The 21,449-nt window shown below is 30.5% G+C and carries 18 protein-coding genes; all 18 read left to right on the top strand.

Going from position 1 to position 21,449, the window contains the following annotated elements; translation table 11 throughout:
• Nucleotides 1-102 precede the first annotated feature (102 nt).
• The 18 genes from mfd to BUB51_RS03725 all read left to right on the top strand — a co-directional run bounded on the left by mfd (nucleotide 103) and on the right by BUB51_RS03725 (nucleotide 21,423).
• Nucleotides 103-3,642: a transcription-repair coupling factor gene (mfd, locus tag BUB51_RS03815; RefSeq protein WP_200791887.1), complete on the top strand. Its 3,540-nt coding sequence runs from the start codon at nucleotides 103-105 to the stop codon at nucleotides 3,640-3,642.
• Nucleotides 3,632-4,618: a SurA N-terminal domain-containing protein gene (locus tag BUB51_RS13560; protein ID WP_073195633.1), complete on the top strand. Its 987-nt coding sequence runs from the start codon at nucleotides 3,632-3,634 to the stop codon at nucleotides 4,616-4,618. Before mfd ends, BUB51_RS13560 begins: the two co-directional genes overlap by 11 nt.
• A gap of 189 nt (nucleotides 4,619-4,807) precedes the next feature.
• Nucleotides 4,808-5,356, top strand: coding sequence for a stage V sporulation protein T (spoVT, locus tag BUB51_RS03805; protein ID WP_035163030.1), 549 nt, complete (start codon nucleotides 4,808-4,810; stop codon nucleotides 5,354-5,356).
• A 164-nt stretch (nucleotides 5,357-5,520) separates the two neighbouring features.
• Nucleotides 5,521-7,131, top strand: coding sequence for a putative polysaccharide biosynthesis protein (locus BUB51_RS03800; protein WP_073195631.1), 1,611 nt, complete (start codon nucleotides 5,521-5,523; stop codon nucleotides 7,129-7,131).
• A gap of 53 nt (nucleotides 7,132-7,184) precedes the next feature.
• On the top strand, nucleotides 7,185-8,669 hold the full coding sequence (yabN, locus tag BUB51_RS03795) for a bifunctional methyltransferase/pyrophosphohydrolase YabN (protein ID WP_073195629.1): 1,485 nt from the start codon (nucleotides 7,185-7,187) through the stop codon (nucleotides 8,667-8,669).
• 88 nt (nucleotides 8,670-8,757) lie between these two features.
• Entirely contained in the window at nucleotides 8,758-9,036 is a 279-nt protein-coding gene (locus tag BUB51_RS03790; RefSeq protein WP_069650631.1) for an HU family DNA-binding protein, read from the top strand.
• A gap of 66 nt (nucleotides 9,037-9,102) precedes the next feature.
• Nucleotides 9,103-9,342, top strand: a complete 240-nt coding sequence (locus BUB51_RS03785; protein ID WP_035163026.1) for an RNA-binding S4 domain-containing protein — start codon at nucleotides 9,103-9,105, stop codon at nucleotides 9,340-9,342.
• Nucleotides 9,343-9,424: 82 nt separating this feature from the next.
• The gene (gene yabP, locus BUB51_RS03780; protein ID WP_073195627.1) at nucleotides 9,425-9,712 is read left to right on the top strand and encodes a sporulation protein YabP; all 288 of its coding nucleotides are present in this window, start codon (nucleotides 9,425-9,427) and stop codon (nucleotides 9,710-9,712) included.
• 48 nt (nucleotides 9,713-9,760) lie between these two features.
• Nucleotides 9,761-10,270 (top strand): spore cortex biosynthesis protein YabQ, encoded by a 510-nt coding sequence (gene yabQ, locus BUB51_RS03775; protein ID WP_073195625.1) that lies wholly within the window; start codon nucleotides 9,761-9,763, stop codon nucleotides 10,268-10,270.
• A 63-nt stretch (nucleotides 10,271-10,333) separates the two neighbouring features.
• Nucleotides 10,334-10,654: an FtsB family cell division protein gene (locus BUB51_RS03770; protein WP_035163021.1), complete on the top strand. Its 321-nt coding sequence runs from the start codon at nucleotides 10,334-10,336 to the stop codon at nucleotides 10,652-10,654.
• 278 nt (nucleotides 10,655-10,932) lie between these two features.
• Nucleotides 10,933-13,308 (top strand): stage II sporulation protein E, encoded by a 2,376-nt coding sequence (gene spoIIE / locus BUB51_RS03765; protein ID WP_073195623.1) that lies wholly within the window; start codon nucleotides 10,933-10,935, stop codon nucleotides 13,306-13,308.
• 144 nt (nucleotides 13,309-13,452) lie between these two features.
• Entirely contained in the window at nucleotides 13,453-14,169 is a 717-nt protein-coding gene (locus BUB51_RS03760; protein WP_035163017.1) for a vWA domain-containing protein, read from the top strand.
• A gap of 24 nt (nucleotides 14,170-14,193) precedes the next feature.
• Nucleotides 14,194-15,075: a protein kinase domain-containing protein gene (locus BUB51_RS03755; protein ID WP_073195621.1), complete on the top strand. Its 882-nt coding sequence runs from the start codon at nucleotides 14,194-14,196 to the stop codon at nucleotides 15,073-15,075.
• Between the two features lie 53 nt (nucleotides 15,076-15,128).
• Nucleotides 15,129-16,556, top strand: coding sequence for a tRNA lysidine(34) synthetase TilS (gene tilS / locus BUB51_RS03750; RefSeq protein WP_073195618.1), 1,428 nt, complete (start codon nucleotides 15,129-15,131; stop codon nucleotides 16,554-16,556).
• Complete coding sequence (hpt, locus tag BUB51_RS03745; RefSeq protein ID WP_073195616.1) at nucleotides 16,525-17,061, top strand: hypoxanthine phosphoribosyltransferase; 537 nt, start codon at nucleotides 16,525-16,527, stop codon at nucleotides 17,059-17,061. Before tilS ends, hpt begins: the two co-directional genes overlap by 32 nt.
• Nucleotides 17,062-17,153: 92 nt before the next feature.
• Nucleotides 17,154-18,974, top strand: a complete 1,821-nt coding sequence (gene ftsH / locus BUB51_RS03740; protein ID WP_200791886.1) for an ATP-dependent zinc metalloprotease FtsH — start codon at nucleotides 17,154-17,156, stop codon at nucleotides 18,972-18,974.
• Nucleotides 18,975-19,067: 93 nt separating this feature from the next.
• The gene (locus BUB51_RS03735) at nucleotides 19,068-19,457 is read left to right on the top strand and encodes a thioesterase family protein (RefSeq protein WP_073195615.1); all 390 of its coding nucleotides are present in this window, start codon (nucleotides 19,068-19,070) and stop codon (nucleotides 19,455-19,457) included.
• 286 nt (nucleotides 19,458-19,743) lie between these two features.
• Entirely contained in the window at nucleotides 19,744-21,423 is a 1,680-nt protein-coding gene (locus BUB51_RS03725) for an acyl-CoA mutase large subunit family protein (RefSeq protein ID WP_035163008.1), read from the top strand.
• The last annotated feature ends 26 nt before the right edge of the window (nucleotides 21,424-21,449 follow it).

Below are 21,449 nucleotides of genomic sequence, written 5' to 3'. Positions count from 1 at the left end.
TATATGAATAAAATATCAATAAAATGTAAAAATTGATAGATGTCAGTCATCAGCCCAGGTTTTGCCTGGGCTAAAGTTGCTGTTAAAAAGGAGCTGATTTCCTTGTTTTTGGATGTCTTTATTAATTCGCTTAAGAATTCAAAGCAATATAACGAATTAATAGAATTTATAAACAATAGAAAATATCCTGTATCTTTATATGGATTATCAGAAGAGAGTTTATCACACATCTGTTATGGACTAAATCAGCATACAGGTAGACAAGTTCTTATAGTTACTTATAATGAACTTAGAGCTAAGAAAATAGTTGAAGATTTAAAATTGTTTTCATCTAAAGGTGTAGAATTGTTTCCGCAGAGGGAAGTCGTTTTTTATAATGTTGATGCTTATAGTCATGGTATTTTATATCAGAGATTAAGGGTTATAGATAAACTGATCGAAGGTAAACCTATAATTGTTGTAGCTTCTATTGAATCAATAATGGATAAAGTTTTTAATAAAGAAATATTGAGTAAATACAAAGCAGTATTAAGATATGGGGATAAGATTGATTTAGAAGAACTAATAAAAAATTTAAATATATTGGGCTATGAAAGAGTAGATATGATTGAAGGGAAAGGTCAATTTAGCATAAGAGGTGGTATAGTAGATTTTTACCCTATAACTTTAGAAAATCCTGTAAGAATAGAATTGTTTGATGATGAGATTGATTCGATAAGAACTTTTGATATAAAAACCCAGAGGTCGATTGAGAATGTTTCAGAAGTTAAAATAGGTCCAGTTAAAGAAATCATATTAGAAGATGAATATAGAGAAGAAATAGTAAAGCGAATAGAAGATGATTTAACAAAGACCATAAAAAGAATGAGTGATGAAAAAGATAGTCAGTTAATGATTCAGAAACTTACTGAGAAATTTAAACATTATATTGAATTAGTTAATTCAGGATTAAATTTTGACAATATAGAACCTCTTATACCTTATTTCCCTGTTGAATATAAAAGTATAGTAGATTATTTTGCCGAATCGGCATTAATGATTATAGATGAACCGCAGAGGATAGAAGAAAAAGCGGACACTTATTTAAAAAGTTTTAGAAACAAATTTTTAGATTTTTTTGAAAGAGGCGAAGTATTACCTAAACAGGAGAGTATTTATTATGATTTTGATAGTTTAAAAGAAAAATTAAGCCAAAGGCCTTGTATTGTATCAACAGGATTAAGAAAGACTTCTAATATTTTTGAAATTAAGGCAGCGGTTAATATTATATCAAAAAGCATGCAGTCATTTCATAACAAAATAGAATTTTTAGTTAACGAACTAAAAAATTTGAAGTATAGAGGATATAAGATAATAATACTTTCAGGAGTAGAAGATAGAGGGAAAAGGCTAGTTGAAACTCTTAGTGAGTATGGAATAGAATGCAGTTTTATAGATAATCGTAATGTAGAAATAAAGTCTGGACAAATTTTTGTTTTAGCAGGGACTATCAGTAGTGGATTCGAATATCCAGATTTAAAATTTACGATAATCAGCGATAAAGAAATATATGGAAAATCTAAAAAGAAAAGAGTTAAAAGATATAGTAAAGATACCAAGAGGATAACTTCATTTACTGACCTTAAGCCGGGAGATTATGTTGTACATGAAACACATGGAATAGGTGTATATGTAGGAATAGAGCAATTAAAAGTTCAAGGAGTAAAAAAAGATTATTTGAGTATAAAATATTCTGGTAAAGATAGATTATATGTTCCTGTAGATCAAATGGACTTAATACAAAAATATATAGGAGCAGATTCTATAAAACCTAAAGTGAACAAACTTGGAACAGGAGAATGGATTAAGACTAAACAAAAAGCTAAAAAGGCAATTGAAAATATGGCTAAAGAGCTTCTTGAACTTTATGCAAAAAGACAGACTACTAAAGGGTTCGCTTTTTCAAAGGACCAGCCTTGGCAGAAACAGTTTGAAGATTTATTTCCTTACGAAGAGACTAGCGACCAATTAAAGTGTATAGAAGAGATTAAACGAGATATGGAAAAAGATAAACCTATGGACAGGTTGTTATGTGGGGATGTAGGATATGGGAAGACAGAAGTAGCTTTAAGAGCTGTATTTAAAGCCGTTATGGATGGGAAACAAGTTGCGTTTTTAGTACCTACGACTATTTTAGCTCAGCAGCATTATAATACAATAAAAGAAAGGTTTAGCCAATTTCCTGTCAAAGTAGATATGTTGAGTAGATTCAGGACACCAACTCATCAAAAGAAAATTTTAAGAGATTTAAAAAGCGGGAATTTAGACATTGTAGTTGGAACACATAGATTGTTATCAAATGATGTGAAATTTAAGGATTTAGGATTGTTGATTATAGATGAGGAACAGAGATTTGGAGTTAAACATAAAGAGACTTTAAAGAAGTTAAAGGAGTCTATTGATGTATTAACGTTGACTGCGACTCCAATACCAAGAACTCTCCATATGGCATTAGTTGGTATTAGAGATATGAGTGTTATCGATGAACCGCCGGAAGAAAGATATCCAGTGCAAACATACGTTATGGAATATAATGAGAGCATAATCAGAGATGCGATAATTAAGGAGTTAAATAGAGACGGACAGGTTTATTTTGTATACAATAGAGTACAAGATATTCAGCAGATGGCGGCTAGATTAAAAAAATTAGTACCAGAGGCTAGAATAGTAGTTGGGCATGGACAAATGAGCGAACGGCAGCTTGAAAGGGTTATGATAGATTTTTTAAAAAGAGAGTATGATATATTAGTATGTACGACCATTATTGAAACAGGATTGGATATATCTAATGTAAATACTTTAATAGTTTATGATTCAGATAAAATGGGATTATCGCAATTGTATCAGTTAAGAGGTAGAGTAGGAAGAAGTGATAGGATAGCATATGCATACTTCACTTATGAAAAGGATAAAGTACTGTCTGAGGTTGCTGAAAAGCGTTTAAAGGCGATAAAGGAATTTACTGAGTTTGGTTCAGGGTTTAAAATAGCTATGAGAGATTTAGAAATACGAGGGGCTGGAAACTTATTAGGACCTGAACAGCATGGGCATATGGCTTCGATTGGTTATGATTTATATGTAAAGTATTTAGATGAAACGATAAAGAAATTAAAGGGCGAAATAAGAGAAGAAGATATAGAAACTACTATAGAGTTAAATGTAGATGGGTATATACCTAGATATTATATAGCTAATGAAGAACAAAAAATAGAGATATATAAGAAAATATCATCAATTCAGAGCAGAGAGGATTTGGTAGATGTTCAAGAGGAAATAATGGATAGGTTTGGGGATATACCTAAAGAAGTTGATAATTTACTTAAAATATCATTAATAAAGTCAATGTGTAAAAAGGCTAAAATAAGTTCGTTAACTCAGATAGATAATTATATCAAGATAGAATTTGTTAAGCCAGATGCTATTACACCACAGCTTATTAATGAGCTTTTAAATAGTTTTGGAAGGCGCATGTCATTTGATATTTCAAAAACTCCTCATATAAAGTATAGGCTAATGAAAAGAATGCAAGAAGATATATTAAGAGAAGTTGAACGAGTTATTCAAAAAATTAGCAGTTTTCATGAGGGGCAAATTGATATATAATTATATAGAAAGAGTACATGAAGGTAAAGTAGAGGAGTTGATAGATTTGTTTAATAAGGTAAAAGTGAAAGCAGTTGGGATTCTGTTGGTAGTATCACTTATTTTTTTAATGTCAGGTTGTGTGAATCAAAGTGCTAAAGGGGAAATTGTAGCGAAAGTTAATGGAGATAGTATATATAAAGAAGATTTTGAAAAGGATTTTAATATATATAAAAATGCCGTTGAAAGCAAAGTAGGACCTGAGATATGGAAGAAGCTCGAAGAAGAAGCAATGAGAAGATTTTTGGATAAGTTGATTATTGAGAAGATAATATCCCAAGAGGCTGAAAAATTAGGACTAAAAGTAACAGATGAAGAAGTAGATAAAGAGATTAAAAATTATATTAGTTATTTTGAAAACGAAGAAAAATTTAAGGAATTTTTAAAACAGAGCAATATAACTGAAGAATACTTTAGAAAAGAAATAAAAAAGGAAATATTGATTTCTAAATATAAAGAAGAAGTTTTGAAAGATATAGAAATCCCTATTGATGAAGCAAAAAAATATTATGAAGATAATATAGATTCATTTAGAGATTATAGAGTAAGAGCAAGACATATATTAGTTAAAACTGAAGATGAAGCGAAAGAAATTCTTAAGCAATTAAAAAATGGTAAAGACTTTGCTGAACTGGCAAAAGAAAAATCAATATGCCCTTCAGCATCAAAGGGTGGAGATTTAGGTTATATTGGTAAGGATAGTATGCTATTACCAGAATTCAAAAAAGCTGCTCTTTCCCTAGAACCTGGACAAATTAGCGATATAGTAAAAACAGAGAAGGGCTATCATATTATCAAAGTAGAGGATAAAATTGACAAATTATATTCATTTGATGAAGTTAAAGATGATATAATAAAATGGTTAAAAGATAAGGAATATGATAAAAAATTAAAAGAGTTGAGAGAGAATGCTGATGTAGAAACATTTTTAGAATAGTCTTTAGGCAAAAAGCTCATTAACGAAAGGGTTATGAGCTTTTTTTATTTACTTTAAATTGCTAATGATGTATAAAAAGTTCTTGATAGTAAAATAATAAATATACAATTAAGCGGTGTAATTTTGTTAAAACACATAAGTGTTTAAAACAAAATCCACCTTAAATTCATGTGGTAAGGAGGGGAAAATTTGAAGGCTACAGGAATAGTAAGAAGGATTGATGATTTAGGTAGAGTAGTAATTCCTAAAGAGATTAGAAGAACTCTTAGAATAAGAGAAGGAGATCCTTTGGAAATATTCACAGATAGAGAAGGCGAAATAATATTGAAAAAATATTCACCTATTGTTGAATTAAGTGAATTTGCTACTGAATTTGCAGAGTCGCTTTATGAAACTACAGGACATACAACTGTAATAACAGACAGAGATACAGTGGTTGCAATTTCTGGAGGATCTAAAAATGAGTATTTGGATAAAAAGGTTAGTCCAGAGCTAGAAAAGATTATGGAAGGAAAAGAGACATATATAGCTTCTGGGAATAGTAAGCCTATAAGAGTAACGGCTGATGAGCCTAATGCTGATAAATATACTAGCCAAGTAGTAGCACCTGTAATTACTCAAGGAGATCCGATAGGAGCAGTTATTTTATGTACTAAAGATAATAATAAAAAAATGGGAGATTTAGAAGCAAAACTAGCTGAAATCGTAGCAGGATTCTTATCAAAGCAAATGGAGTAATAATTTTAAGTTACATAGCCTACCTTGTATGGTAGGCTTTTCTTTTGGCAAACATAAATGTAAACATGAAGTAGCTTTTCAATAAAATCACTATTTAATGAGTACTGTATTTTTGATATAATAGTTCTGTTAACTAAAAGAGGGCGAAAATTAGGAGGAAGTTTATGACTAAAGAAAATTTTTTAAAAGGTGCTGCTATATTAGGGATAGCAGGAGTACTGGTTAAAATAATAGGGTCAGTGTATAGAATTACATTACTATATATACTTACAGACATAGGTATGGGCTATTATCAAACCGTTTATCCGCTTTATAATCTATTATTAGCAATATCTACAGCAGGTTTTCCGGTTGCGGTTGCGAAACTTGTAGCCGAAAAAAGAGCATTGGGAGATTATAAAGGAGCTCATAGGCTATTTAAAATAACATTTTTTGGATTTTTATTTGCTGGCATTACTACATCTCTATTTGTACTATTAAGGGCAAATTATTTATCGCATCTATTTAAAAATAAAGATGCCTATTATTCATTTATTGCAATATCTCCAGCATTAATGTTTGTTCCTATTATGTCTGCATTTAGAGGGTATTTTCAGGGCAGACAGACAATGGTTCCTACTGCGGTATCTCAATTAACGGAACAGTTGTTTAGGGTTGTTATTGGTCTTGTTTTAGCATATCAATTTTTAGAAAGAGGATTACCGTTAGCTGCTGGAGGAGCTACTTTTGGAGCTTCTGCTGGAGCTTTAGCAGGCACTATTGTAATAATGATTATTTATCTTTCACAGAGAAGGTATATAAAACAAGAAATAAAAAATAGCGCTGATTATCCTTTAGAGAGCTTAAATTCTGTTATTAAAAAAGTTTTATTAATTGCAATACCGATTACTATTGGAGCAGCAATAGTACCTATAATGAATAGCATAGACGTCGCTATAGTTATGAGAAGATTGCAGATGATCGGTTTTACAGAAACAGAAGCGAACGGATTGTATGGTAGATTAGCTGGTATGGCTCAAACTTTAATAAATTTACCACAGGTTTTATCGACTGCTTTAGCAATGAGTTTAGTTCCTGCTGTATCTGCTGCATTTGCAAGAAAGAATTATACTAGGATTACTAGAATAACAAGGTCTGGTATTAGAATTATGCTTCTTATTGGTTTGCCAGCAGCATTAGGACTATATATTTTATCTACACCTATTATAGAATTAGTTTATTTTGCCTCGAAACCTGAAGTTCAACAAAGTGCTGGTTCTATACTTGCAATATTGTCTTTTAGTCTAATCTTTCTAACTTTAGTACAATCATTAACAGCTATTATGCAGGGATTAGGAAAGCCAATGATTCCTGTGAAGAATTTAGCAATTGGAGCAGTGGTAAAGGTAATTTTAACATATATATTGACAGGAATACCTGAAATAGGTGTTAAAGGTGCAGCTTTAAGCACGGTAGTTGCATATTTGGTGGCTGCGGTACTAAACTTTATGGCAGTTATGAAATATACAAAGACATCTTTGAACTTTGTAAATATTTTTTTAAAGCCGATAATTTCGGTTATATTAATGGTTGTATTTGTGAAGTTTTCATATGTATTTTTGTCGTCTATAATAAATAGTAAGATAGCAACTATAATCTCTATAGTTATAGGAGCATTAGTGTATGGTTCTGCACTGTTGGCAACTGGAGCGATAACTTCAAGAGATTTCGAATTACTGCCAGGTGGTAAAAAAATCTCTAAAGTATTAGGGGCAATAGGAATTTTAAGAGAATAGCTAGGTATAAACCTAGCTTTTTTGGCAAACATAAGGATAATGGAGGGTTTTGTATGGGAAAGATTATTGTTATAGGATTAGGGCCAGGCGATCCTGATTTATTAACAATAGGTACGATAAAAATTTTGAAAAGAGGTCATAAAATTTATTTAAGGACTGAAAAACATCCAACAGTAAGTTTTTTTCATGAAAATAATATTAAATTTGAATCATATGATTTTATGTATGAAAGAGGCGAAGATTTTGATATAATTTATGAGGATATAGCTAAAGACCTAGTGAAAAAATCTAAAGAACATGGTATTATTATTTATTGTATACCGGGACATCCTTTAGTAGCGGAAAAAACAGTATCATTATTGACAAAGTACAGGGATAAAGGTGAAGTAAAGTTACAGATACATTCAGGGGTAAGTTTTATAGACAGTGTAATAAATGCTGTTGAGAAAGACCCGATAAGTGGAATGAAGATTGTAGATGGTTTGAATTTAAATGTGCAGTCAATAGATATTAATGTAGACAATATAATAACACAAGTTTATAATAGAATAATAGCATCAGAAGTAAAATTGAAGCTGATGGAAGTATATGGCGATGAATATCAGATATATGTAATTAGAGCAGCAGGAGTGCCAGGAGAAGAAAAAATAGTAAAGATACCATTATATGAACTAGACAGAATAGAATGGATTGACTATTTGACAAGTATTTATGTTCCTAAAATCAATGATGAGAATAGAACAAGATATGACTTAAATAACCTAATAAATATTATGCAGAGATTGAGGAGCAAAGAAGGATGTCCGTGGGATGTTAAACAGACTCATCAATCTCTTAGAGAATATGTTTTAGAAGAAGCTTATGAAGTAGTTGATGCGATAGACAGAGATGATATGGATGCATTAGCCGAAGAATTAGGAGATTTGTTATTGCAAGTAGTATTCCATTCTCAAATAGGTAAAGAAGAAGGGTATTTTAATATATGGGATGTAATATCTAGTATTTGCAGCAAGCTAATTAATAGACATCCTCATGTGTTTGGAGAGCTTAATTGTAAAGATTCTGAAGAAGTGATGATAAACTGGAATAAGATAAAAGATAAAGAAAAAAATATTAAAAGCCATAGTCAAAGGCTTGAAAGTATAACCAAAGGACTGCCTGCTCTAGTAAAGAGCTTTAAGTTGCAGCAGAAAGCTGCCGATATAGGTTTTGATTGGCCAGATGTAAATGGGGCATTAGAAAAAGTGAAAGAAGAATTACAAGAAGTGATAATTGAATTGGAAGATAATGATAAGGATAGAATTGAAGAAGAAATAGGTGATTTATTATTTGCCGTAGTAAACGTTAGTAGATTTTTAAAAGTAAATCCAGAAATTGCTCTAAATAAGACGATAAATAAGTTTGTTGACAGGTTTAAGATTATGGAAGATATGAGCAGAGAGATGGGAAAAGATTTACAGCTTATGACATTAGAAGAGATGGATGAGTTATGGGAGAAAACAAAGATACATAAAAATAAAAAAATAGATAAAAAATAATACTAAAAAGAAGGATTTTACTTGGGAAGGTAGAATATGCTTATACGTACTAATTTTAATATAATTGAATAATAAGGAGGTATTTATTGTGAACAAGGCAGAATTAGTTTCAAGCATAGCAGAAAAAAGTGGTTTAACAAAGAAAGATGCTGAAAGCGCATTAAATGCATTCATGAAGAGTGTAGAGGAAGCATTAGTAAGAGGAGAAAAGGTTCAATTAGTAGGCTTTGGTACTTTTGAAGTAAGAGAGAGAAAAGCTAGAAAAGGAAGAAACCCAAGAAATCCTCAAGAAGTGATCGATATTCCAGCATCAAATGCACCAGTTTTCAAAGCTGGTAAGAGTTTAAAAGAGGCAGTTAACAAATAAAAATCAGGTCATTGACCTGATTTTTTCTTTTTCAATATAAGTATAGATGTAGAAAGGGGATTATATATGAGAATAGATAAATTTCTTAAAAATTCTAGGATAATAAAGAGAAGAACAGTTGCTAAAGAAGCTTGTGAACAGGGCAGAGTATTAGTAAATGGCAAAGTGGCTAAACCCGGTACTTTAGTGAATATAGGGGATATAATCGAAATAAACTTTGGTACTAGAACCATGAAGATAGAAGTAGTGCAGTTATTAGAACATGCAACTAAAGACAATGCTCATAATATGTATAATATAATTTAACTATTTAAATGCATATATTTTAGTAATAAAACAGAAAGTTAATACATAATCATTTAACATAAGTATTTTGGGGGGATGGGGGATGAATGAAAATAAGGCTACGAATAGAAGTCAAAACATAATATTAGAAAATAGAGAAAAGCTCAATATATCAGGAGTAGAACATGTTGATAGTTTTAATGATAACACAATTATCTTATTGACTGTAAAAGGTTTGATGACTGTTAAAGGAGAGGATTTAAACATTAGCAAACTTAATTTAGAAGATGGGAATATAGTTATAGAAGGTAAGATAAACGGTATTTTATATACTAACAAAGATACTTCAAGTTCAAAAGGGTCTGGCTTATTAGGTAAAATGTTTAAATAAAACCGATGGTTTATACCATTGGTTTTCATTTTCATTAGGGGTGATTTTGTGGGCAATACAGTCGAAAGCCAAGCATATATTTTTTTGCTTACTGTGTATGGGGGAATTTTAATCGGTTTTGTATATGATTTATATAGGATATTTAGATATTTTTCTAAGCCTAATAAAATTGCTACATTAATAGAGGATTTGATTTTTTGGATTATTGTATCGATTATAGCACTAGCTACACTAATCTTTAGCAATTGGGGGCAGTTGAGAGGCTATGTTCTTTTAGGTTTTATTTGCGGTGCACTAATTTATACAAAACTTTTGAGTAAACCAGTTATAACTTTAATGGTTTATTTAGTAAGGGAGTTTATTGAATTGCTCAAATATATAGTAAACGTATTGACATATCCATTTAGATTTATTATACATTTGTTATCAATCCCTTTTAGAAAAATAAATGATAGAGTTAATAGATTTAATAGAAGTGTAAGAAAAATAGCTAAATTGCCAAAACGTATTTTTGATGACATTAGAAAATATGCAAATACTATACTGATAAAAAAATGAAGGATTTAAAAAGGATATATAGAAATATTCATATATGATTTAAGAGATGCTGGAGGGGTAATTATGCACAAGGCTAAACAGAAGAAAAAATTTAGAATTAGATATATATTACTATTAGTGTGTTTGTTTTATTTAAGTACTACATTTTTAAGTCAGCAAAAAATGATGAGGCGTTTAGAACAAGAGAGAAAAGTGAAAGAAGATAAGATTAATAGTTTGAATATGGAAATTGCAGAACTTCAAGAGAAAATCAAATATGCTGATACACCCGAATTTATTGAAAGAATTGCTAGAGAAGAATTGAATATGCTTAAGCCCGGTGAAATATTATATATAGATAAGGAAAAGAGTAAAAATAAATTTATTAAAGGTATTAGCAACTAAAAATAATCAATTTATGACAAAGAGCGACTTAAGATTAAAGTCGCTTTTTTTCTTTGCAAAATTTTGATTGTAACGGATTTAATTTAAAGTTTATATATAAATTTTCTATTTTTTAAGAGGAATATATCAGTGAAATATATGTCCAAATTTCAGATTTCAGCTAAAAGAAGTGTAATCTTTGTCAAAAAGTTTTTTGAATAGGACAACCTTAATTGACAAATATTTCATAGTTTATTTGATAGAATAACAGAAAATAAAAAATGGGATGGGGGATTCAAATGATAAACAGAGCCGAATCACTTATGATTAAAGATGAAAATGCTTTATTGAAAATTTTAAAAAGTTTAATTCTAAAACTAAATTTTAAAAATATAGTAATAGGAACTTTAGCGCTGCTGATATCACGAGCTTCTATAATGGACGGATTAACACCTTTTGGAATTGCATTTTTAACGGCGTATTTAATTAAATATGGCAGCTCTATAGGGATAATGATATTTGCATCTTTTGGAATATTAAGCGTTCATGGTATGAATGCCTATTATTATCTAATTACAATATGGCTGTTGTTTTTTTTAAATGGAATTTTAAAAGATAGGATCAGAGTAAACACATTAAAATATTCTATTTTATCGTCTTTATTGTTAATTATTACAAAAACTGCAATGCTGTTTACAGGTACATTTTATATTTATGATTTTATTATGACAGTATTTGAAGGGGTAATAGTATTTACATTAACATATATCTTTTCATATAGCATTTCTATCTTTGAAAGGAAATTAAGTGATGTCTTTACAAATGAAGAAATTATAAGTGGTGCAATAATGATTTCATTAGCCATTTCAGGATTAGGGAATATAGCCGTTTTTAATTTATCTTTAAAAGTGATTATTGGAGTTGTTATCATTTTGGTGTTTGCCTATTTTAAAGGTCCAGCATTTGGAACTACTATTGGAGTAACAATTGGTTTGATAACGGGAATGTCAAATAATAATATTCCATTGATTATTTCAATATACGGCTTTTCAGGACTATTAGGGGGCTTGTTTAAAGATTTAGGGAAATTGGGAACTAGTCTAGGTTTTATTGTCGGGAATGCTATAATGTCTTTTTATATAAATGGTTTTGTGGAAAGTATGCTCTTATATAAGGAGATTGCGATTAGCGTATTCATATTTTTTATATTAGCCGCTACTATAGAGAAAAATAATGGAATGATATTAGGGAAAGATGGATTAACTTATTCAAATATACAGTATAGTAAAAGAATAAGAGATATAACTTATAAAAGATTAAAAGAAGTGTCTAATGTGTTTAATGAGTTAGCATTGACATTTAAAAAAGCAGCAGAAGTAAGGAATTTTTCGCAGCAGAAAGATATATCTAGTTTTGTAGACGAGGTAGTTAATGATGTCTGTAAAGGATGCAGTATGTATAAATTCTGTTGGAAACAGGATTTTTATACTGCATATCACTCCATGTTTGATATTATGAGTTTAATAGAACTTAATGGGAATATAAATGAAAATTTACTGCCAGGATATTTTAAAAAAAGATGCTTAAAACCTCAAAATATAATAGATAAATGTAATTATCTTTTTGATATATATAAAATTAATTATAGGTGGGAGAAGAAGATTTTGGAGAGTAGACAATTGGTAAGCGAGCAATTGGATGGAGTAGCTGCTATAATAAATGATTTGGCAAATACCATTTATAAAGACATCAGATTTGCAGATGATTTAGAAAGAGAAATTTATTTAAAAATTAAAGAAAATGGAATCGATATAAAGGAAGTAAATTGTACACAATTTCAGGATGGAAAATTTGAAATTTTATTGGAATTAAAATCTTGTAAAGGAAAAGGCATGTGCTTGAAAGATATTATACCTATCGTCTCTAAAATTGTTGGATTTGATTTAACTAGAGATAAATTTAGTTGCAGTATACCCGGAAAGAATAACAGATGCAGCCTAAAACTTATAAAGGCGAATAGATATGGAGCTATAACAAAGGTCTGTAAGTGGGACGAGTCGTTCAATTATGTCTCAGGTGATAGTTATACATTTGGTGAGAATGAGAATGGTTATTTTGTGGCTTTGAGTGATGGAATGGGAGTAGGCAGAAAGGCAAATCAGGAGAGCAATATAACGATTTCGCTTTTAGAAAGGTTTTTAGAGGCAGGTTTCGATAAAGAATTGGCGCTTAAGACTATTAATTCAATTTTACTTTTAAAATCATCTGATGAGATGTTTTCAACTGTTGACATGACTATAATAGATTTATATATGGGTAAGGCACAATTTATTAAAATCGGCTGTGCTCCGACTTTTATAAAGAGAAAAGATAGAGTAGATATAATAAATTCAAAGAGTCTACCTGTAGGCATATTAAAAGATGTAGATTTTCAAGTATATGAAGATAATATAGAAGATGGTGATTTGATAATAATGATGTCGGATGGCGTTTTAGATTCTAATGATAAGGTGGATGATAAAGAAAATTGGATGGCGGAAGTTATTAGTAATATATCTAGTGTTAACCCTCAAAAAATTGCTACAGAAATAATTAACATAGCAAAATCTGTAAGTGTCAACAAAAATAAAGATGATATGACGGTTCTTGTAACTAAAGTTTGGAGAAGAAGGTAAAAGCGAAACGCGGCGTTAGCCGCTTTTTTTTATGAATATTAAATCAAAATAAAAAATATAAATAGATAAGGACAAACTGCTAATCAAATATGAATACAAAACATTTTATTGTCAATAATTACAAAAAAAGATAGGAGGGGAAAGATGGATAAGAAAGGATTAATAAGACAAATAATATTGGTGAGTGATGGGGAATCTAATGTAGGGATAAACCCTATTGAAGTATCTAAAAAAGCTAAAGAACTGGGAATAACAGTAAGCACTATAGGGATAGTAAATAATCGTACAAAAGAAAAGCCGTTGGCTGAAATTCAACAAATAGCTAACCAAGGAGGAGGAATTTGGGAAATAACAGATTTGGAGAATTTTTCAAAAACTATGGAGATGTTAACGGTTAAAACGGTACACAAGACTATACAAGAAGCAGTAAACAAAGAATTAAAAAATATACTTGGAGAAGGGCTAGAAGATTTCAATCCTGAATCTAGGAGAAAAATAATTGATGTTATTGATAAATTTGGAGAAGAAGTAGACATTAGATGTTGTATAGTCATTGATTTAAGTGGAAGTATGACTAATAAGATAAGTATAGCTAAAAAGAGTATTGTTAATTTACTTAGAACACTTAAACAGAGAAAGGGAAAAACAGAGATTGCGGTTATAGGTTTCCCGGGTACAGATTACGAATTTTATAAAACTATTTGCGATTTTACAGAAGATATTGATGAATTACAGAAAAGTTTAAGTAATATAGCTACAGGTGGGACAACTCCGACAGGACCAGCTCTTAAAAGAGCTGTAGAAATGTTATTAGGAACAGCAGAAGTAAACAAAGGGATGCTTGCGGCGAATATAGTGTAAATTTATAGCTTTGGGGGAGTTTGAATGCTTAAAAGAGGAGATAGGATTGAAGGTAAATGGTATAAGAATGAGTATACAATACTAAAAAAAATAGGGCAGGGTGGAGTAGGTACAGTATATAAGGTAATAGATTATGAAGGTAATATAAGAGCACTGAAAATAAGCGAAGATATAATGTCTTTGACTAGGGAATTTGAGATTTTGCAAAAACTCCCCTTATTAGATAATATACCTAGAGTTTATGAAATTGATGACTGGGTATATAGAAATAAGAGATATTACTACTTTGTAATGGAATATATAGAGGGAAATAATTTAAAAGAAATTATTAATAGAGGTAAATTGAGTATAAAAGATATTTTAGGAATATCATTAGTATTATTAGAGATGATGAACAAACTTTATCAACTAGGATATATCTATGGAGATTTGAAATTAGAGAATATTATAATAAATAGAAGGACTAAAAAGATAATGTTTGTAGATTTTGGAGGAGTATTTAAAAAAGATAGGTGTATTAAAGAGTTTACTCCTACATATGATATAAACTCGTGGGGAATAGAAAATAAAAATTTACATATTGAAAGACTAATTTTTAGTACGACTATGTTAATTGTATGTCTTATTACGAGGCGAGAGTACGATCCTTTTCGTACTTCTATGAAAAAAATGTTATATATCGTAGATTCGCTTAATATAAGCGAAAAATTAAAAGTGTTTATTAAAGATGGTTTGTTAAATAAATTTAATGATATAAATTGTTATATAGAAGGATTAAAAGCACTTCTTATTGAATCAGCTAGTAATAAGACTATAATTAGTAATGATATTATTAATTTAATATTTTTAGTTAGTATATGTTTTTTTGTATTAACTATATTTTTAGGAATAAAATTTTATGTATAATAGAAATAGAGAGTTTAATGAAGATAGATAGATGCGAATAGATGGGTGGTTATATGAAGGAAAAAGTAATAGATACGATTATAAGAAATAATTTAATTGAAAAAGGAGATAATGTTGTTGTGGGTGTTTCGGGAGGGCCTGATTCGATGGCTCTTCTTTATGTTCTAAGAGAAGCTAAAGAAAGAATTGATTTCAATTTATATATCGCACATATTAATCATGGTGTTAGAGGGAAAGAAGCAGATGAAGACGAAGAATATGTAAGAAGAGTATCTAATGAATTAAGAATTCCTTTTTATTCAATAAAAGTAGATATGTCTAAATATGCTAAAGAAAATAGGCTTTCTGAAGAGGAGGCTGGTAGAGAAATAAGGTATAATTTTTTTAGACAAGTATTATCACAGTTAGGAAATGGCAAGATTGCGGTTGCCCATAACAAAAATGACCAAGCAGAGACTTTAGTGATGAGATTTATAAGGGGAACTGGATTAGATGGATTAAAGGGGATGGATTATAAAAATGGAGATATTATAAGACCGTTATTAGATGTTAGTAGAGATGAAATTGAGGAGTATATAAAAGAAAACAATATTGAAGTTAGAATTGATAAGACGAATTTTAAACCAATTTATAGTAGAAATAAGATTAGGCTTGAGCTAATTCCATTTATCAAAGAGAACTTTAATGAAAGTTTTATTGATACCATTTATAGAACTTCGAGACTGATGGCTATAGATAGCGATTTTTTAAAAAAGTACGCTTTAGAAAAATATGAGCAGATGGTATATAAAGAGACTAAAGATAAAATTATCATAGATAGAGAAGAATTTTCAAAGCAGCACGATTCTATAAAGTCGAGAATATTGAGAATGGCTATTGAAAGATTGTTGGGGCATATTAAGGGAATAGAAGAAAAACATATATATGATGCTATAAATCTTATACTTAAAAATAGCACAGGAAAGAGGATAAATTTACCTAAGAATATACAAATTAGTATAGGCTATGGACATTTTACAGTAGAAAAGGTTGATTTAAAGGAGAAAATAGTAGATTATAAATATATGATTGGTATAGAGAGTACAACCCAAATTGATGAGTTAAAGTGTGAAATAATTACAGAGATATTAAATGTTAATGAAGTCGATGTAAAAAAGAATAATAGGTTTATAAAATATTTCGATTATGATAAAATATATGGAAACCTATATATTAGAAACAGAAGACCGGGGGATAGATTTTCTCCGCTGGGAATGAAAGGGAAGAAGAAATTAAAAGATTTTTTTATAGATTTAAAAATCCCTAGAGACATGAGAGATAGGATTCCGCTTTTAGTAGATGATTGTAATATTATTTGGGTTGTAGGATATAGAATAAGTGAAATATATAAAATTAAGCCTGAAACCAAAAGGGTTTTAAAGATACAAATTAAAAGTAAGGAGGATTTATATGGAACAAGATATTCGTCAAATATTAATTGAAACAGATGAGTTACAGAAGAGGATTAAAGAACTGGGGCAGGAGATAACTAGAGATTATAAGGGCAAGGATTTAGTTGTAATTTGTGTACTTAAAGGAGCAGTAATGTTTATGTCGGATTTATGTAAAAATATTGATTTACCATTAAGTATTGATTTTATGGCTGTATCTAGTTATGGGTCATCTACACAATCATCTGGAGTTGTAAGAATTTTAAAAGATTTAGATTCAAGCATTGAAGATAAAGACGTATTGATTGTAGAAGATATAATAGATACAGGGCTGACTTTAAGTTATTTAGTTGAAAATCTTAAATCTAGGGGTCCTAAAAGTGTAAAGTTATGTACTCTGCTTAATAAACCTGAACGAAGAAAAACTGATGTTAAAGTAGATTATATAGGTTTTACAATACCAGATGAATTTGTTGTTGGTTATGGATTAGATTTCAACGAAAAATATAGAAATTTACCATATATATGTGTTCTTAAAGAAGAAGTTTATAAATAATAAACCTTGCTAGGGCATTATTGTGTTTTAATAATCATTATGGTAAAATATCTTAGTATGAGAGATTTAGGGTAGTGAGAGGAGGACTCTAGTTGAAGAGATATTTCAAAGGCATAAGCTTTTATCTGCTGATGTTTATAATAATCATAGCGGCAGTTCAATTCTTTAATAGACCAGTAGGAGAAACGAAGCAGTTTGATTTTACAGAATTTGTTCAGCAGATAAAGAATAATAAAGTTGAATCTATTACTGTAGTAAGAGAAGAGGGAATAATAACCGGGAAATTAAAAGATGGGACATCATTTTCTTTAATCCTTCCAGATGGTACAGAGGAAAACCTTTATGAAGATTATTTAAAAGATTTAATAGATAAAAATAAGATAAGATATGTTGGTAAGAAGCCGCCTGAAACACCATGGCTTTTGAATATTCTTCCAACAATATTTATTATGATATTGATTTCTATTATTTTTTGGTTTGTATTTATGCAGCAGTCGCAGGGCGGCGGAAGTAAGGTTATGAATTTTGGAAAGAGCAGAGCAAAGCTGCATAGAGATGATGGCAGAAAGAAAATAACCTTTAAGGATGTAGCAGGATTAGATGAAGAAAAAGAAGAGCTTAAAGAGATAGTAGATTTTCTTAAAAATCCGAGAAAGTATATAGAGTTAGGTGCTAGAATACCTAAAGGAGTTTTAATGGTAGGTCCTCCTGGTACTGGTAAAACATATTTGTCTAAAGCTGTTGCAGGAGAAGCCGGAGTACCTTTTTTCAGTATAAGTGGTTCTGATTTCGTTGAGATGTTTGTAGGAGTAGGTGCTTCGAGGGTAAGAGATTTATTCGAGCAGGCTAAAAAGAATGCTCCTTGTATAGTCTTTATTGATGAGATAGATGCTGTTGGTAGGAGAAGAGGTGCCGGATTAGGTGGGGGTCATGATGAAAGAGAGCAGACTCTAAATCAACTTCTTGTTGAAATGGATGGATTTGGAGCAAACGAAGGAATTATCGTTATGGCTGCTACAAATAGACCTGATATACTAGACCCTGCACTTTTAAGACCGGGAAGATTTGATAGACAAGTGTATGTAGGAGTGCCGGATATTAAAGCTAGAGAAGCTATTTTAGAAATACATGCAAAAGATAAACCATTAGAAGATGATGTTGACCTTAAAGTTGTAGCAAGAAGAACTTCTGGATTTACTCCAGCTGATTTAGAGAATTTATTAAATGAGGCAGCATTACTGACTGCAAGGAAAAATTTAAAGAAAATACCGATGGAACTTATTGAAGAAGCTATAACTAAAGTAATAGCAGGACCTGAAAAGAGAAGTAGAGTAATAAGTGAAAAGGAAAGAAGGCTTACAGCATATCATGAAGCAGGGCATGCTGTTGTAGCTAGGTTATTGCCTAATACAGATCCGGTTCATCTAATTAGTATTATTCCACGAGGCAGAGCTGGTGGATTTACAATGATACTACCTAAAGAAGACAAATACTATATGTCTAAAACAGAAATGGAGGAGACATTGGTACATCTTCTTGGTGGTAGAGTAGCTGAAAAATTAGTTTTAAACGACATTAGTACAGGAGCTCAAAACGATTTGGAAAGGGCTACTAAGATAGCAAGGAATATGGTAACTCATTATGGTATGAGTGAAAAGCTAGGTCCTATGACATATGGTACAGATACGGATGAAGTTTTCTTAGGAAGAGATTTAACTAGAAGTAGAAATTATAGTGAAGAAGTAGCGGCCGCTATAGATAAAGAAATGAGAAGTATAATCGATAAGGCTTATCATACAGCCGAAAAGTTATTGAAGGAGAATATAGATAAACTTCATAGAGTAGCAGAGGCATTATTAGAAAAAGAAACACTTAATGCTGAAGAATTTGAAGAAATATTTAATATGGATTAAAAAAAGTGGTCATTGACCACTTTTTTTTTAGGTATGTTATAATAAAAAATGGATATAAATTTTTAAAAAATATATAGAAAGGTGGGCGAGTATATGGAATTTAATTTGAAAGTTGGTTTAGAAGGTATAGCAGAGAAGATAGTAACTGAAGATGACACAGCTGCAAAATTTGGCAGTGGAAATGTTCATGTTTTTGCAACACCAATGATGATAGGACTTATGGAAAATGCTGCATTAAATGCAGTTGACAAAGAGTTAGGTAAAGAGCATGCAACTGTGGGAATACATGTAGATGTTAAACATTTAGGAGCTACACCGGTTGGAATGAAAGTAAAAGGTATAGCAAAGCTTACAAAGATAGATGGTAAAAAATTATATTTTGATGTAGAGGCTTATGATGAAGAAAAATTAATAGGAAAAGGTACACATACTAGATACATAATAAATGTTGAGGAGTTTCTGGGAAAAATTAATAGAAAATAAAAATAGAAGCATAAGTTTAAAGGGCTTATGCTTTTATTTTTTGAAATAGCAAATGTTTAAATTGTTAATCGTTCAGGAAATTAATTATCGGAAATAATAAATAATTAGAGGAATAATTTTTTATGTATAGAATAATTTTATTTGTGAAAAATATACTTCAATATTTAAAAAATTTGAAATATATATTGCAAAATTTTGAATTGTATAATAGTCTATATTTGAGCAGGAAAACATTTGCTCAACTGCATGTATCAAATCATGGCCTACTTAAAAAGGAGGATTACAGATGTTTGATAATGAAAAATTAGAAAAAATTTCAGATGCTAAAAAAGAATGGGAAAATTCTACATTATCAAAGGCTATTTCGAGATTTCCTGAGAGAAAAGAAAAATTTACTACAGGATCAGGATTAGAGGTTAAAAGACTCTATACACCAGAAGATATTAAAGATTTAGATTATAATGAAGATTTAGGATATCCTGGTCAATATCCATTTACACGCGGTGTACAGCCTACGATGTATAGAGGTAGGCTTTGGACAATGAGGCAATATGCGGGTTTTGCAACAGCAGAGGAGTCAAATAAGAGATATAAATACTTATTAGAACAAGGACAGACTGGTCTTAGTGTAGCTTTCGACTTACCAACTCAGATTGGATATGATTCAGACCATCCTCTTTCAGAAGGAGAGGTAGGAAAGGTCGGAGTTGCTGTTGATTCTCTCAAAGATATGGAGATTCTATTTGACGGTATTCCACTAGATAAAGTAAGTACTTCTATGACTATAAATGCTCCTGCTGCAGTATTGCTGGCTATGTATATAGCGGTAGCAGAAAAACAAGGAGTGTCAAAAGATAAATTAAGAGGAACTATACAAAATGATATTTTAAAGGAATATATTGCGAGAGGAACTTATATATTTCCACCTCAACCTTCAATGAGACTTATTACAAATATTTTTGAATACTGTTCTAAACATGTTCCAAATTGGAATACAATAAGTATCAGCGGATATCATATAAGGGAAGCTGGTTCTACAGCCGTTCAAGAGGTTGCATTTACTCTTGCTAATGGTATAGCTTATGTTGAAGCAGCTATTAAGGCTGGGCTTGATGTTGATTCATTTGCACCTAGATTATCATTCTTCTTTAATGCTCATAATGACCTATTAGAAGAGGTTGCTAAGTTTAGAGCAGCTAGAAAACTATGGGCAAGAATTATGAAAGAAAGATTTAAAGCTAAGAATAAGAAATCAATGATTATGAAATTCCATACTCAAACAGCAGGTTCTACTTTAACAGCTCAACAGCCGGATAATAATATAATTCGTGTAACAATTCAAACTTTAGCAGCTGTATTAGGTGGAACTCAATCACTTCATACTAATTCTAGAGATGAAGCATTGGCATTACCAACAGAAGATTCGGTTAGAATAGCTTTAAGAACTCAGCAGATAGTAGCTCATGAGAGCGGTGTTACTGCAACTATAGACCCGCTAGCAGGTTCATATTATGTAGAGAGCTTGACTAAGAAAATAGAAGAAGAAGCCTATGAATATATTAAGAAAATAGATGAACTTGGCGGTTCTCCTAGAGCTATAGAAAAAGGCTTTATACAAAAAGAAATTCAGGATAGTGCATATAGATATCAAATGGAAGTAGAAACAGGAGAGAGAATAGTAGTTGGTGTTAATAAATATCAAATAGAAGAAGAAGGACATAAAGACATATTAAAAGTAGATCCTTCAGTAGGTGAATTACAAAAAGAAAAATTGAGAAAGTTAAAAGCAGAAAGAGATAATGAAAAAGTAAAATCGACTCTTGAGGCTTTAAGAAAAGTAGCAAGGACTGATGAAAATATTATGCCATATATTTTAGATGCAGTTAAAGCTTATGCTACGTTAGGAGAAATTTGTGGCGTATTGAGAGAAGAATTTGGAGAATATCAACCTTCAATAATTTTATAAATGTTTAATAATTATCTTTATTTATC

It is taken from the genome of Caloranaerobacter azorensis DSM 13643 (genome assembly GCF_900129995.1).
Classification (GTDB): domain Bacteria; phylum Bacillota; class Clostridia; order Tissierellales; family Thermohalobacteraceae; genus Caloranaerobacter; species Caloranaerobacter azorensis.
Note: the sequence above shows the minus strand (reverse complement) of the source record. Positions and strands in the feature narration are given on the sequence as shown.

Bases quoted from the DNA above. Each gene is read 5' to 3' on its own strand.
- BUB51_RS03800 (WP_073195631.1), top strand. From the start codon at position 5,521: ATGACTAAAGAAAATTTTTTAAAAGGTGCTGCTATATTAGGGATAGCA.
- yabN (WP_073195629.1), top strand. From the start codon at position 7,185: ATGGGAAAGATTATTGTTATAGGATTAGGGCCAGGCGATCCTGATTTA.
- BUB51_RS03785 (WP_035163026.1), top strand. From the start codon at position 9,103: ATGAGAATAGATAAATTTCTTAAAAATTCTAGGATAATAAAGAGAAGA.
- yabP (WP_073195627.1), top strand. From the start codon at position 9,425: ATGAATGAAAATAAGGCTACGAATAGAAGTCAAAACATAATATTAGAA.
- BUB51_RS03770 (WP_035163021.1), top strand. From the start codon at position 10,334: ATGCACAAGGCTAAACAGAAGAAAAAATTTAGAATTAGATATATATTA.
- spoIIE (WP_073195623.1), top strand. From the start codon at position 10,933: ATGATAAACAGAGCCGAATCACTTATGATTAAAGATGAAAATGCTTTA.
- BUB51_RS03760 (WP_035163017.1), top strand. From the start codon at position 13,453: ATGGATAAGAAAGGATTAATAAGACAAATAATATTGGTGAGTGATGGG.
- BUB51_RS03755 (WP_073195621.1), top strand. From the start codon at position 14,194: ATGCTTAAAAGAGGAGATAGGATTGAAGGTAAATGGTATAAGAATGAG.
- tilS (WP_073195618.1), top strand. From the start codon at position 15,129: ATGAAGGAAAAAGTAATAGATACGATTATAAGAAATAATTTAATTGAA.
- hpt (WP_073195616.1), top strand. From the start codon at position 16,525: ATGGAACAAGATATTCGTCAAATATTAATTGAAACAGATGAGTTACAG.
- BUB51_RS03735 (WP_073195615.1), top strand. From the start codon at position 19,068: ATGGAATTTAATTTGAAAGTTGGTTTAGAAGGTATAGCAGAGAAGATA.
- BUB51_RS03725 (WP_035163008.1), top strand. From the start codon at position 19,744: ATGTTTGATAATGAAAAATTAGAAAAAATTTCAGATGCTAAAAAAGAA.